The 14,135-nt window shown below is 67.2% G+C and carries 13 protein-coding genes; 3 read left to right on the top strand and 10 right to left on the bottom strand.

The genetic code is table 11. The features are described 5' to 3' along the window. Positions 1–45: 45 nt before the first annotated feature. Complete coding sequence (locus ABIC51_RS17310) at positions 46–1,092, bottom strand: ABC transporter substrate-binding protein (RefSeq protein WP_146252619.1); 1,047 nt, start codon at positions 1,090–1,092, stop codon at positions 46–48. A 77-nt stretch (positions 1,093–1,169) separates the two neighbouring features. Further along, on the bottom strand, positions 1,170–2,276 hold the full coding sequence (locus ABIC51_RS17305; RefSeq protein WP_027791107.1) for an ABC transporter ATP-binding protein: 1,107 nt from the start codon (positions 2,274–2,276) through the stop codon (positions 1,170–1,172). Between the two features lie 108 nt (positions 2,277–2,384). Between ABIC51_RS17305 and pdxR the strand changes: the two genes are divergently transcribed. Beyond that, a complete protein-coding gene (gene pdxR, locus ABIC51_RS17300; RefSeq protein ID WP_175854952.1) occupies positions 2,385–3,908 on the top strand; it encodes a MocR-like pyridoxine biosynthesis transcription factor PdxR in 1,524 nt (507 codons plus the stop codon). A 36-nt stretch (positions 3,909–3,944) separates the two neighbouring features. Here pdxR and ABIC51_RS17295 read toward each other — a convergent pair whose 3' ends face one another. The 5 genes from ABIC51_RS17295 to ABIC51_RS17275 form a co-directional block, all read right to left on the bottom strand. Further along, positions 3,945–4,979, bottom strand: a complete 1,035-nt coding sequence (locus ABIC51_RS17295; RefSeq protein WP_146252618.1) for a lipase secretion chaperone — start codon at positions 4,977–4,979, stop codon at positions 3,945–3,947. 3 nt (positions 4,980–4,982) lie between these two features. Next, a complete protein-coding gene (locus ABIC51_RS17290; RefSeq protein WP_146252617.1) occupies positions 4,983–6,077 on the bottom strand; it encodes a triacylglycerol lipase in 1,095 nt (364 codons plus the stop codon). Between the two features lie 228 nt (positions 6,078–6,305). Further along, positions 6,306–8,438 carry a TonB-dependent copper receptor gene (locus tag ABIC51_RS17285; RefSeq protein WP_175898086.1) on the bottom strand — a complete coding sequence of 711 codons (2,133 nt, stop codon included), beginning with the start codon at positions 8,436–8,438 and terminating at the stop codon, positions 6,306–6,308. An 83-nt stretch (positions 8,439–8,521) separates the two neighbouring features. After that, positions 8,522–8,890: a DUF2946 domain-containing protein gene (locus tag ABIC51_RS17280; protein WP_146252615.1), complete on the bottom strand. Its 369-nt coding sequence runs from the start codon at positions 8,888–8,890 to the stop codon at positions 8,522–8,524. Positions 8,891–9,049: 159 nt separating this feature from the next. Then, positions 9,050–9,586: a cytochrome b gene (locus ABIC51_RS17275; RefSeq protein WP_027791101.1), complete on the bottom strand. Its 537-nt coding sequence runs from the start codon at positions 9,584–9,586 to the stop codon at positions 9,050–9,052. Between the two features lie 230 nt (positions 9,587–9,816). On the opposite strand from ABIC51_RS17275, the gene ABIC51_RS17270 reads away from it, so the two are divergent. Then, the gene (locus ABIC51_RS17270; RefSeq protein ID WP_059693981.1) at positions 9,817–10,455 is read left to right on the top strand and encodes a Pr6Pr family membrane protein; all 639 of its coding nucleotides are present in this window, start codon (positions 9,817–9,819) and stop codon (positions 10,453–10,455) included. A gap of 57 nt (positions 10,456–10,512) precedes the next feature. Here ABIC51_RS17270 and ABIC51_RS17265 read toward each other — a convergent pair whose 3' ends face one another. Continuing rightward, positions 10,513–11,247, bottom strand: a complete 735-nt coding sequence (locus ABIC51_RS17265) for a peptidoglycan DD-metalloendopeptidase family protein (protein ID WP_027791099.1) — start codon at positions 11,245–11,247, stop codon at positions 10,513–10,515. A gap of 412 nt (positions 11,248–11,659) precedes the next feature. Between ABIC51_RS17265 and ABIC51_RS17260 the strand changes: the two genes are divergently transcribed. Then, a complete protein-coding gene (locus ABIC51_RS17260; RefSeq protein ID WP_021160881.1) occupies positions 11,660–11,980 on the top strand; it encodes a hypothetical protein in 321 nt (106 codons plus the stop codon). 130 nt (positions 11,981–12,110) lie between these two features. Here the strand turns inward: ABIC51_RS17260 and ABIC51_RS17255 are convergent, their stop codons facing one another. Further along, on the bottom strand, positions 12,111–12,455 hold the full coding sequence (locus ABIC51_RS17255) for a DUF4148 domain-containing protein (protein ID WP_021160880.1): 345 nt from the start codon (positions 12,453–12,455) through the stop codon (positions 12,111–12,113). Between the two features lie 201 nt (positions 12,456–12,656). Continuing rightward, positions 12,657–14,069: an NADP-dependent phosphogluconate dehydrogenase gene (gene gnd, locus ABIC51_RS17250; protein ID WP_027791098.1), complete on the bottom strand. Its 1,413-nt coding sequence runs from the start codon at positions 14,067–14,069 to the stop codon at positions 12,657–12,659. Between the last annotated feature and the right edge of the window lie 66 nt (positions 14,070–14,135).

Raw genomic sequence — 14,135 nt, 5'->3', positions numbered from 1 at the left:
CGCGCGGCAGGTTGCATCAGGACACCTTTGAGGATGCCTGACCGGTTACTTCGTCGCCCATGCGGCGAAACGCTGCTCGAGCTCGTCGCTGTGGTCGGTCCAGAAGCCGATATCTTCCAGCACGGCGTTCTTGCCGTTAGCCGGCGAGTTCGGCAGGTTCGCGAGCGTCTTCGCGTCGAGCGACTTGATCGCCGCGATGTTCGCGGGGCCGTACGCGATGTGCTGCGCATACCCTTGCTGCGGCTTCGGCGTCAGCGTGTACGCGATGTACTGCTCGGCCAGCGCCTTGTTCGGCGAGCCCTTCGGAATCGCCCAGTAGTCGAGGTCGTAGATGCTGCCGTTCCACACGACCTTCAGGTTCTTGCCTTCCTTCTGCGCGGCGTCGATGCGGCCGTTGTACGCGGTCGACATCACGACGTCGCCGGCGACGAGGAACTGCGGCGGCTGCGCGCCCGCTTCCCACCACTGGATATACGGCTTCAGCTCGTCGAGCTTCTTGAACGCGCGATCCTGGCCGGCCTTCGTGCCGAGCACCTTGTAGACGTCCTTCGGCGCGACGCCGTCGGCCATCAGCGCGAATTCGAGGTTGTAGCGCGCCCCCTTGCGCATGCCGCGCTTGCCGGGGAATTTCTTCACGTTCCAGAAATCAGCCCAGCCGGTCGGGGCCGACTTCAGCTTGTCCGCGTTGTACGACAGCGCCGTCGACCACACGAAGAAGCCGACGCCGCACGCCTGCGGCGATTCCGGAATCAGGTCGGACTTCTTCGCGATCTTCGACCAGTCGAGCTTCTCGTACAGCCCTTCGTCGCAGCCGCGATTCAGGTCGCCCGACTCGACTTCGACCACGTCCCAGTTGACGTGCTTCGCCTCGACCATCGCCTTCACTTTCGCCTGCTCGCCGTTGTATTCGACGGCCGTGACCTTGTTGCCGGTCGCCTTCTCGAACGGCTGGTTGAACGCGGCCTTCTGCGCGTCGCCGTTCGCGCCGCCGAAGTTGACGACCGTGAGTTCGGCAGCCGATGCCGATACGCCGACGACGGCGAGCGCGAGTGCCAGCGCGGTACGACGCGCGGTAATGCTTGCTCGGTTCATGGTGGTTCCTCTCCTCTCGTGGTGGAAGTGGGCAGTTGTTGTTGACGACGTACAGCGGAAAATCGGGAAAACCCTGCTCAGGCGAACACGCGCAGGTGTTCGGGTGCGAACGCGAGCGCGACCGGTGCGCCGGGCGAGAACGCATCGAGCGCGCCGGTGCCGAGCGGGACCTTCACGAAGCATTCGTCCTGGCCCGGCAGCGCGCAGCGCATGCGCACGTGATCGCCGAAATAGATGAGGCTGCGCGCCTCGCCGCTCAACCGGTTGGCGGCCGCGCCGTTCGCGTGCCCGTTCGCGCCGTGCGGGGCGAGGCTCATGCGTTCGGGGCGGATGCACGCGACGGCCGGCGCGCCCTCGGCCGCATCGCCGATGCGGCGGCCGACGAGCTGCGTGCCGTCGTCGAGCCGGAATTCGCAGAATTCGCCGTCGACGCGCGCGATGGTGCCGCGCAGCCGGTTGCTGTCGCCGATGAAGTTCGCGACGAATTCGTTGCACGGCGACTCGTACAGGCGGTCGACGGTGTCGAGCTGCTGCACGATGCCCTTGTCGAACACGGCGACGCGATCGGACATCGTCAGCGCCTCGCCCTGGTCGTGCGTCACGTACACGAAGGTCACGCCGAGCTTTTCGTGCAGGGCCTTCAGTTCGTACTGCATGTGCTCGCGCAGCTGCTTGTCGAGCGCGCCGAGCGGCTCGTCCATCAGCACCAGCTTCGGCTCGAACACGAGCGCGCGCGCCAGCGCGATGCGCTGCTGCTGGCCGCCCGACAGTTGCGCCGGGTAACGTTTCGCGAAGCGCTCCATCTGCACCATCTTCAGCGCATGCGCGACGCGTTCCGCACGCTCGGCGGCCGGCAGCTTGCGCACGGTCAGCGGATACGCGACGTTCTGCTCGACCGTCAGGTGCGGAAACAGCGCGTAGTTCTGGAACACCATGCCGATGTTGCGCTTGTGCGGCGGCACGTTGTTCAGCAGTTCGCCGTCGAGGCGGATCTCGCCGCCGGTCGGGAATTCGAAGCCGGCCAGCATCATCAGGCAGGTCGTCTTGCCGGAGCCCGAGGGCCCGAGCAGCGTCAGGAATTCCCCGCGGTGGATATCGAGGTCGAGCGATTTGACGACCAGCGTTTCGCCGTCGTAGGTCTTCCGCACGCCGCGAAAGCTGACGATCACATCATCGGACTTCATCGTGGCTGTCCCCTTGCTTCGCGACAATTGATTTTGAGATGCGAGCCACTATACGGCGCCCACGGTTCTACAATAGGGAACCATTTCAATATTACTAGTAGGACCACTTTGGATACCGTGATCCTCGCCGACTGGCTCTCCGCCCGTCTCGACCGTAGCTCGCCCGAGCCGATGTACCGGCAGTTGCTGCAACTGATGCAGCAGGCCATCCTGACCGGAGAATTGGGGCCAGGAACCAAGCTGCCGAGTTCCCGCACGCTCGCGGCCGACCTGTCGATCGCGCGCAATACCGTGCTGCACGTGTACGACCAGCTGACCGCCGAAGGCTACGTGCTGACGACCACCGGCAGCGGCACCTATGTGGCCGACACGCGGCCGGATGCCGCCGCGATCCACGTGCCGGGCACCGCGCCGCCGCCGTCGAGCGCCGATGCAGTGCCGCAGCCGGACGCGCAGGGCGGCCTGTCGATGCGTGGCCGGCAACTGATCGAGCATGCGGGGGTATCGCGACGCCAATGGGGCGCGTTCATGCCGGGCGTGCCGGACGTGTCGGAGTTCCCGAGCCGGACGTGGAGCCGCCTGCAGGCGCGGCTGTGGAAGGAAGCGAACCCCGAGCTGCTGACCTATGCGCCGGGCGGCGGCTACCGGCCGTTGCGGCGCGCGCTCGCCGATTACCTGCGCGTCGCGCGCTCGGTCAAGTGCTCGCCGGACCAGGTGATCATCACGACGGGCATCCACCAGTCGATCGATCTCGCGGTGCGGCTGCTGTCCGACATCGGCGATCGCGCGTGGGTCGAGGAACCGTGCTACTGGGGTGTGCGAAGCGTATTGCAGGCGGCGGGCCTCACGCTGACGCCGGTGCCGGTCGACCAGGAAGGGCTCGACCCGCGCGCCAGCGACATGCAGCATCCGCCCCGGCTCGTGCTCGTCACGCCGTCGCACCAGTACCCGCTCGGGATGGTGATGAGCCTCGCACGGCGCCGGATGCTGCTCGAATACGCGCGGCAGCACCGCTGCTGGATCATCGAGGACGACTACGACAGCGAGTTCCGCTACGGCAGCCGCCCGCTCGCGTCGCTGCAGGGGCTCGACGACGGCGGCCGCGTGATCTACGTCGGCAGCCTCGGCAAGATGCTGTTTCCGGGGCTGCGGATGGGCTACATGGTCGTGCCCGAGCATCTCGTCGACACGTTCCGCACCGGGTTGTCGGAGCTGTACCGCGAGGGCCAGTTGATGCAGCAGGCCGTGCTCGCCGAATTCATCATGGACGGCCACCTGACTTCGCACGTCAGACGGATGCGCACGCTGTACGGCGAGCGCCGGCAGCTGATGATCGACGCGATCCGCGCGCGCTTCGGCGACGCGCTGCCCGTGATGGGCGACGAGGCCGGCCTGCATCTCGTGCTCGGCCTGCCCGACGCCTGCGACGACCGCGCGGTCACGCAGAGCGCGTTCGATGCGGGCGTGATCGTGCGCCCGCTCACCAGCTACTACAGCAGCCTCGAAACCGCGCGGCGCGGCCTGCTGCTCGGTTATGCATGCGTCGCGCACGAAGGCATCCGGCCGGCATTCGACACGCTCGCGAATACCATCGAGCAACACCTGCCTCGCGATCTCACGCGCGCGGCATAACGACCGTCATGCGCCGGGCCGCCAGCGCCGCCCGTGTTACCGCGCGCTGCCCGCCCCGCGATCGAGCGATGCCGCGCGCACGGCTTCGCCGGGCTTTGTGAACACGCGCTGCCGCAGCGCGGCGATCTGCGCGTCGCGATCCTGCGGCGACAGGCCGGCCGACTCGATCTGCGCACGCTGCGCCGCGTAGTCCGCGTAGCGGCTCTGCCACGATGCGTCGTCCTGCTGCATCTGCGCGACGCGCGCGGCCGCTTCGGGGCCGAGCGTCTGCGTCAGTTGTGCGCGCATCGCATCGGGCGTCGCCCCGTTCTTCTGCAATTGCGCGATCTGGTCGATCGCCGCGCGCTGCCGGTCGACGCGCTGCTGCGCGGCGCGTTCGTCGGCCGGCATCTGCTGTTCGAGCGCCGCGAGCCGTTCGGCCTTCTGCGCATCCGTCAGCGCGGGGTCCTGCGCGATCTTCAGCCGCGCGAGGTCGTAGCGCTGCCGCCATTGCTCCGCACCGAAGAACGGCTGGCTCCAGTCGCCGAGCGTGCGGTACGCGATCGACGCGCGCTGGTCGAGCGCGAGCTGCAATGCACCCAGGTCCGACTTGTCGACCGCGCCGGCATCGCGCAATTTCGCGAGTGCGTCGAGATACGCGCGATACCGATGCCACACGTCGAGCGCCTCGGCCTGCGCAACGGTACCGTCGAGCTGTGCGGCAATCTCGCGCACGACGAACGCATCGAGCCCGGCCGCACTCAGGTCGCTCTGCGCGGTCAGGCAGTAGTCGAAGAAATCCCGCACCGCGCGCGCCTTCGCGAGATGACCGCCGGCATCGAGCGGCAAGCGAGGCGCGCTGGAGCCGGCGAGCGACGGCGGCAGGCTCGTGCTTGCCGGCACGGCGGCCTGCGGCAGTGCGGCAGCCGGTCCGCGTGCCGCCGACGCATCCGGCGGCTCGCCGGATGCGCCCGTCCCGCCATGCCGGCCCGCGCCGCTCCACATCGCCACGCCGGCAACCGCCGCCAGCCCCACGGCACCATAGACCACGGCGCGGCGCGCCAGCGGCGCGCGTCCTCCTCGTGCCGTCATCGATTACACGCCCGCCAGCTTCAGCCGGTTCACATGCGTGCGGATCACCGCGACCGGATCTTCCGCATACGCGCCGCGCACGCCGAGCAGCTGGTTGATCTCGTCGAGGTGGTTCCACTTGTAGTTCGTGCTCAGCACCTTGCCGAACAGCGCACTGCATTTCGACACGAGCCCGTCGTTCTGCCCGGAGCCGCGGTTGATCATCACCGTGCCGGTGCCGAACAGCGCGAGCGTCGACAGGTCGAGCACGTTCGCCGGATCGACGAGCGGAAGGGTGCTCGTGTCCGTCGCGCCCGTGACGCCGAACACGGAGAGCGTCGGCTGGATCGCCGTGCCGGCCCACGAATACAGCAGGTGCGTGTTGCCGCCGACGGTTTCGGTCGGCGCACCGGTCTGGCAACTGCCCGGCGCACCCAGGCCCGCGCTCGGATAGTTCTGGTTGTAGGTGGCGGCCCGTGCGGTGGTCAGCGTCTGCAGTGCGGCGAGCGCGTCCTGGTTGGTGTTGTGGCTGCTGCTCGTCAGGATCCCGAACACATTGACGAACGCGGCGATCACCGATGACGAAAGCCCGGTCGGATCGTACGCGAGCACGTTCTGCACGAAGTCGGCGAATTCGGAGCCGCGATGCGGCGTGCCGATCGTCGTCACCGACGCAACGAGATCGGGCGCGACGGCAGCAACATAGCGCGACGAGAGGCCGCCCTGGCTGTGACCGACGAGATTCACCTTGGTCGCCCCCGTCGCCGCGAGCACCGTCTTCACGTAAGCAAGCAACTGTTCGCCGCGCCCGTTCGGGCCGTCGTCGCTCTGGAAACCCGACAGGTTCGCGACGTAGACGGTCGCACCGTTCTGTTGCAGGTCCTCCTGGATGCCGTACCAATACTCGAGCACGCCGGCGTACTTGTCGGTACCCGAGAGCCCGTGCACGAGGATGATCGGGTAACGCGTCGCCGCGTAGCCAGCGGCGGGCGCGGTGGCCGCCATTGCCGCGTGCGTCGTCGCGAGCGTCATCACCGCGGTCGTCCCCGCGAACGGCGCGATGCTCATCGCGCATGCCACTGCCCCTGCCACCACCCTGGAACGCATCGTCCTGGCCATGCATGTTCTCCTGATTATTGTGCTGCCGGTGCGAATGAAGCCGGATCGACACACACCCTGCATCGCGAACGTCGCGCGCACCGTGTGCGTCGAATGCGGGAGTGAATCACGACTCGCGAACGTTTGCGCCCTGACTAGACACGGTTCTCTAATCGGTTGACGCGCCCCGCCCGTTCAGGCGGGGCCGCGTTCATGCGTGCGCATGCTGCAACGCACACGCGCGACGCGTTACAGCTTCGCGCTCACGCGCACCCAGGCGGTCCGGCCCGGCTCCATCACCGGCGAGTTCGCCGGATAGCCGAAGCCCGCGTTGCCGGCGAGGTTCAGGTGCTCGGTATAGGCCTTGTTCAGCACGTTGTCGACGCCCACCGATACCTGCACGGTCTTGCTCACGTTGTACTGCGTATGCAGCGAGAGCACGCCGAATCCGGCGCTCGGGCCGAAGTCCTTGCCGACCACGTTGCCCTCGTTCAGTGCATAGCGATGCTGCGGCGCAACGATGCGCCACAGGCCCCCTGCCGACCACGCACCACGCGTGTATTCGAGCCCGATGCGTGCCTCGAGCGGCGGCATCTGCGGCAGCGGATCGCCGCTCGCCACGTTGCGCCCCCACGCATACGCGAGCGACGTCTCGACGCGCAGCGGCGCAACCGGCCGCCACGACACGCCCGCCTCGCCGCCCATGATCTGCGCATTGACGTTGGTCGCCTGCGTGGTCGGGCCCATCATGCCGGCCGAATAGTTGAACAGGATGAAGTCCTGCACGTAGCCCGCGTAGGCCGACACCCATGCATCGAGCCGGTCGCTCTTGTATTGCGCGCCGATGTCGAGCTGCGTGGTCTTCTCCGGCTGCACCGCCGAAAACGCGTTGACCGAACCGGCCGGCCCGCGCTTCGCGGAGAACAGCTCCCAGTAATCGGGATTACGCTCCGTATGGCCGATCCCCGCGTACCACGTGACGGGCAGCGACGCGAGATCGCGTTCGTAGCGGATGAAGCCGCTCGGCAGCACGCGCGTGCGATCGTCGTCGAAGGTCGGATTCGGCTTGCTCTTCATCATGCCGCTCGTCGTCGCGCGCTTGTCGCGTGCGCTCGCATAGTCGACGCGCACGCCGCCGATCACGCGCGACACTTCGCTCGCGTACCACGTCAGTTCGCCGAACACGCCCGCGTTCCACATCGTCGCCTGCGCATCCCACGGCTGGTCGCCGTAGTTCTGCCGCCCCATCGCCGAGCGCGAGTCGAGCCGGTTCGATTGCGCATCCACGCCCGTCACGAGCTTGAAGTCGCCGGCAAAACGGAACGTCGCGGCTGCGCGCGCACCGACCGTGCGACGCCGCACTTCCGACGCCATCCGCATCGGCATGCTGCTGGTCGGGTCGGGTTGCCGCAACGTGTAGTTGTCCATCACGTGATCGGCTTCGTTGTAGTACACGCGCGCCTCGATTCGGTCGAGCACGTCGCCGATATGCTTCTTGTCGAACGACAGGCCGAACGTCTCGCGGCGGAAATACGCTCCGTCCATTCCGCGCCCCGCGTAGCGCGCATAGCCGTCGCCGGTGCCGGCGGTCAGCTCGACGCGCGTGTGGTCGTCCGGTGTCCAGCCGAGCGCCGCATCGGCGTTCCATTTGTCCCACTGCGACGGCACGGTGTTGCCGTTGCCGTCCTTGTAGTCCTGCGAATGCGCGTGGTTCGCGGTCACGCGGCCATAGACGTCCGGCGTGCCGGCCGTCACGTCGACGTTCTGGTCGTTGCGGCCGAACGACCCGCCGACCAGGCTGCCCTCGAAGCGCATGCCGGGCTTGTCGAATCGCGGGGTCACGCGCTCGAACAGCACGGTGCCGGCCGATGCGCCGGGGCCGTACAGCACGGTCTGCGGCCCCTTCAGGACGGTGACCTTGTCATAGCTTTCCGGTGCGATATACGACGTCGGCGCATCCATCCGGCCCGGGCATGCGCCGAGCGTCGACATCCCGTTCGCCAGGATATTCAGCCGCGAGCCGAACATCCCGCGCAGCACGAGGTCGCCGTTGGTGCCGCCGCTGCGGATCGACGTGAAGCCGGGGATCGTCTTCAGGTAATCCGCGCCGTCGCTGGCGGGCAGCGGCTGGCGCGGGGTCTTCGGATCCGTGACGACGACGAGCGGCGTCGTCAGCGGCGATGCGACGACTTCGATGGCCGGCAGCGGCGCGGCCGTGTCGTCGGCCGGCGCGCCAGCCACGCGCGCCGTTTCGGCTGCCGCGGCGCTCGCGGCCAGTGCGCCGGCTGCGAGCGCGGGAACGGTGAGTTTCAGCACGCGCGGCATGCGCCGCGCACAGGCATTGCGCGACGCCCGCGGCGCACGCAACTGGAAAATGGTCATGATCGAAAGCCCGAGTGACGCCCTCCGCACGGCCTCGACGGGCCGCACGGATATCGGCGGTGAAAAGAACGGAAAACAGCGCGTCAGGCGCGCTCGGGCGGTGCGCGCGGGTACGCGCGCGGATAGCGGTCGGCGCGCGCCGCGACGGCAGGCGGCGCGACGGCGGAGACGGAAACGACGGGAACGGAAGCGAGTGCCGCGGCGGCAGTCCCGCCGATCGCGGGACTGTGCGCGAAGAAACCGCAGTAGCCGCACGCATCGAGATGCAGCGCGTGATCGTGCATGCGGCCTGCATCGGGTGACCGATGCGCGCCTTGCTCTGCACTGCAGACAATTGCGTCGGGCGTGGCCGCCTGCGCGACGCGCCACTGCGACACCAGCGGCGCCGCGATCGCGAACCAGATCGCGAGCACGCCAAGCCAGGCGGTCAGGTGACGATGTCGGTGCAGCATGCGCGGCGCAGAGTAAGCGGAATGTAAAAACAGCCGAGATGTTACAGAATGTTTAACGCGCTGACCAGCGCAGACGGCAGTAAACGGACCGGGGGCGCATGGTTGTCAACACAACCATGCGCCCCCGCCTGCTGCATGCTTCCGGAACGAACGTGCCGTTCAGGGCGCCATGCGCCGCAGTACGTCGTCGCGCCGGATGAAATGATGGTAAAGCGCGGCCAGCGCGTGCAATCCGATCACGAAATAGAACGCGTTGCCGATCAGCTCGTGCGCTTCCTTGATCGTCGGCCGCAGCGCCTTGTCGGGGCCGAGCAGCGTGAACGACACGCCAAGCCAGTCGAGCGACACCGGCTTTCCGCCCAGGTTGATCGTCATGATCCCGAGCAGCGGCTGCGCGATGATGAACACGTAGAGCGCGAGATGCGCGAGCTTCGAGAGCCAGCGCAGCAGCGCCGTTTGCGGAACGGCCTCGGGCACGCGGCTGACGACTCGCCACAGCACGCGCAGCACCGACAGCACGAGCACGAGCGTGCCCGCGGTGAGGTGCACGTTCATCCAGAACACCCGGCTGTCGCTGCCTTTCGGGCCGCGGATCTCGATGGCCAGGTAGGCCAGCGCCACCAGCGCGAACACGGCCCAGTGGAAGAAGATCGCGGGCGAGCTGTAGCGCGTCTGTTTCGCGAGGATGTTTCTCATGCTTCGTCTCGTGTTGTATGCGGGGATGGGCGCATGCCGCAATCGGCTCGGCAGCCCGGCAAGGCTGCCACGATTGTAGCCGCACGTGCGTCCGGTTTTGTGCGGCGAGGTCAAATATCGGATGAATCGTCAACGCACGCGCCGCGCGGGCCGTCATATGGAAAATCCGCATCGCGCCCGTAAACGGCTGTGGCACGATGAAGCTTTGGTGTCGACGTTGCGCGCGCATCATGAGCAAGGCGTTCTTCGTTGCGGCCTATCGGCTGACCGCCGCGTTGCTCGCGGTGTCGACGACGTTGCACAGCATCGCCGGCTACTGGGGCATGCCTGCATTCGAGCTCGGCAACTTTCTCAGCTACTTCACGCAACTGAGCAGCCTCTACGCGGCCGCGATGCTCGCCGCCGGGCTCTGGCGCATCGCCCGCCCCGGCTCGGCTCGCTACGAATCGATGCGCGGCGCCGCGGTGCTGTACGTCCTGATCACCGCGATCGTCTACGAGCTCCTGCTCGCGCGGCTCGATGCGCTGCGCCACGTCACGCCGGCGTTCAACAATTGGGTGCTGCACCGGATCGTGCCGCTCGTCGTGCTGTGCGACTGGCTGTACGTGGAGCCGCGCCTGCCGATCCCGCGGCGCAGCGCGTTCGCGTGGCTCGCCTTTCCGGTCGTCTATCTCGGCTATACGCTCGTGCGCGGCGCGCTGGAGAACTGGTATCCCTACCCGTTCGTCGATCCGCGGCCGCATGGCTACCTGCCGGTCGCGATCCAGTGTTCGCTGATCGCGGTCGGCGCGGCGGCGCTCGCACTGGGCATTCGCTGGCTCGGCAATCACGCGAGACAGTCGGGTGCGGTGACGCTCGGGAAAGGATGAAGGCGGGAAACGCCGGAACGTGTGCGCCGCCCGGCGCACACGGGGTGAGGCGGGTCGTCAGCCGCCGTTGCGCGGCAGGAAGTTCATCGGATCGACGACCTTGCCGTTCTGGCGCACTTCGAACTCGAACGTCGAACGGCCGCTCGTGTCGGTGCCCATTTCGGCGACCGGCTGGCCCTGGCGCACCGCGTCGCCTTCGTTGACCAGCAGTTTGCCGTTGTGTCCGTAGGCCGTGATGAGCCCGTTCTCATGCTTCAGGATCACGAGCGGGCCGTAGGCCTTGACGCCGGACCCCGCATAAACCACGCGTCCGGCCGCCGCGGCCCGCACCGAATGGTCGGGGCCGGACGCGGCGATCACGATGCCGCGCGTCCTGCCGGCCGTGAACGGCGTCGCCACGACACCGGTGGCCGGCCAGGCGAGCGAGCCCGGCTGCGCGGCCGCCGAGGGCGGCTGCCCGAGCGACGTCGCCGCAGGCGGCGGCGCGACGCGCAGCACCTGCCCGGGATACACGGCATCGGTCGGCGCCATGTGGTTCCAGCTGGCCACGTCCTGCACGCGCTGCCCGTACGCGTTCGCGACACCCGCGAGCGTATCGCCCGGATTCACGCGGTAATAGCCGGCGATCACGCCCGGCGTCGCGGCCGACGTGGGTGCCGACTGGCGCGCCGGCTGCCAGCTGTCGGTCCACGGCGTCATCGTGCAACCCGTCAGCGCGATGGCCGCGGCAACGAGTGCCGCCTGCGGCAGCCAGCGCGTCGGCGCATCGTGGATGGGAATAGTTTCTCTCAAGGGTCCTCCCGGATTTGCGTCGTTGCGCCGCCCACCGCCCCCCGGCGCGCGACGCACGATGTCCGGCCGGACGGCCGGACCAATCAGTATCCGACCGCTCTCGCGGCCGTCAGTTTCCACAGCGGAACATCGGCGCGATGGGCTCACCGGCCCCTTTTTCGCGCCGTTCCGATCGGCAAAGATACCATTTGTGGCGGTCAAGGCCGCGACCGATGCCTGATCCGGCAACAATCTTGCGGTGCCGCAGCAGCGTGCCGGCTGCCTGCGAGCCCCGCCGGGCGGGCCTGCCGCGGATCTTCCGCAGGCCTCGCCACCCGCGCCTGCCGTATCGATCCCGTCACATTCTTCCCTTCGATCGCCACCTATACTCGGTGATGCACTGCGCGACCCAACGACAACGAGGAGCATGACAATGAACAACGCGACGTTTCTTTCCGTGCAGCTCAACGCCGACGATTTCTCCGGTTCCAGCGGCCTGGTCGAATTGCTCAACCGGCACCTGCTGTTCGCAACCGACGTCGCCGAGGCGGCCGATGCGCTCGTCCAGCTGGCGAGCGTCGCGCACATGACCGGCGCCACGCGCCACAGCGTCGAGCTGCCGGTCCTCGCGATCGAGCGGCTGCGCGACGCGCTCGACACGCTGAGCGGCTACGACGAAACGTGGCTGCAGGTGCTGGAACCGGCCGAAGCGCTGTTCCGGGATATCGGGCGCGGCAGGCGCCCGCTGCACTGAACCGACGGTCGGCGCGATACGCGCGCCACCAATGAAAACAGCCCGTCGTTCCGCTATCCGGAACGACGGGCTGTTCGTACTTCAGGGGACGGATCAGGCCGCCAACGCGGCCGCACCGACCGAACCACCATTAACGACCCTTGTAGATCGGCGCGTCGTCAGCGATGCGCTTGACTTGCCAGCCGGTCTTGGCCTTGGCCGGTGCGCCGGATTCTTGCGCGGCAGCCGGTTGTGCGCCATAGCCGGTCGTGTCGGCAGCGGCAACGTTCTGTTGCGGGTTCAGGCGGGCTTCAGCGGCCTGAATGCTTTCCGGGTAGTTCGTACGGTCGCTGCCCAGCTTGTAGCCGGCCTGCTGGACGGCGACCAGATCGGCCTTCACCTGTGCACGGGTGACGGGCGCATTCTGTTGGGCGAACGAGACGGCGGGAACGGCGAGAACGGCAGCTGCGGCGAACGTTGCGATCAGCGATTTCATGATTACCTCCGGGATTTTTTTGCTCCGCCGCACACACCATGTCTGCAGCGATGGAACAGAGTTTAGTCCCGGGAACACCTAGGGAAAACCATGAAAGAACGAAAACACTGTTTCCCCGGAGCCAACAATGTCGGCATCCGGGATAGAAAAACCCTATTCAAAGAATAGATTTTCGCAACAATGCCGCCCCCTGCCAGCCGATCAGGACCAGTTCGCGTGGAAGCTGCCCGGCTTGTCGGTACGCTCGAACGTGTGCGCGCCGAAGAAGTCTCGCTGCGCCTGCACGAGGTTCGCCGGCAGCCGCTCGGAACGATAGCTGTCGAAGTACGCGACGGCCGACGCGAACGCCGGTACCGGCACGCCTGCCTTCACCGCGGCCACCACGACGTCGCGCAGCGCGGTCTGATAGTTCGCGGCGATGTCCTTGAAGTACGGGTCGAGCAGCAGGTTCGCGAGCGCCGGATCCTTCGCATACGCGTCCGTGATCTTCTGCAGGAAGCGCGCGCGGATGATGCAGCCCGCGCGGAAGATCTTCGCGATCGTCCCGAGATCGAGGTTCCAGCCGTACTCTTCGGATGCCGTGCGCAGTTGCGCGAAGCCCTGCGCGTACGAGATCACCTTGCTCAGGTACAGCGCGCGGCGCACCGCTTCGACGAACGCGGCGCGATCGCCGTCGAACGGCGCGGCGGCCGGGCCCGACAGGATCTTGCTGGCCGCGACACGCTCGGTCTTCAGCGACGACAGCACGCGCGCGAACACCGACTCGGTGATGAGCGGCAGCGGCACGCCGAGATCCAGCGCGTTCTGGCTCGTCCACTTGCCGGTGCCCTTCTGCGCGGCGCGATCGAGGATCACGTCGACGAGGTGCTTGCCGGTCTCTTCGTCCTTCTTGCCGAAGATCTTCGACGTGATCTCGATCAGGTAGCTGTCGAGTTCGCCCTGGTTCCATTCGGTGTACACCGCGCCGAGTTCGTCGTTGGTCAGGCCCGCGACGTCCTTCAGCACCGAGTAGCTTTCGGCGATCAGCTGCATGTCGCCGTATTCGATGCCGTTGTGGACCATCTTCACGTAATGGCCCGCACCGTCCGGGCCCATGTAGGCGACGCACGGCTCGCCGTCCGACGGCGCCTTCGCGGCGATCTGCTTGAGGATCGGCTCGACGAGGTCGTACGCGTCACGCTGGCCGCCAGGCATGATCGACGGGCCGCGCAGCGCGCCCTCTTCGCCGCCCGACACGCCGGTGCCGATGAAGTGCAGGCCCGATTGCGCGAGCTCCTGATTACGGCGGATCGTGTCGGTGAAATGCGTGTTGCCGCCGTCGATCAGCACATCGCCCTTCTCGAGCAGCGGCTTGAGCGATGCGATCGTCGCATCGGTCGCTTCGCCGGCCTTCACCATCATCAGGATCCGGCGCGGCGTTTCGAGCGACGCGACGAATTCCTCGAGCGTATAGGTCGGCACCAGGTTGCGGCCGGGGAATTCGGCGATCAGTTCGTCGGTTTTCTCGCGGCTGCGGTTGTACACAGACACCGCGTAACCGCGGCTCTCGATATTGAGTGCGAGATTGCGGCCCATCACCGCGAGCCCGATCACACCGATTGCTTGTTTGCCCATTAGTCAATTCTCCGGAAAAAACGGGGCGCGACCCGAACCGGGTCGCGCGCACAGGCGAAAGGATAG

The sequence above is a fragment of the Burkholderia sp. 572 genome (assembly GCF_040545135.1).
GTDB lineage: Bacteria > Pseudomonadota > Gammaproteobacteria > Burkholderiales > Burkholderiaceae > Burkholderia > Burkholderia cepacia.
This window is presented reverse-complemented; position numbering and strand designations above follow the sequence as displayed.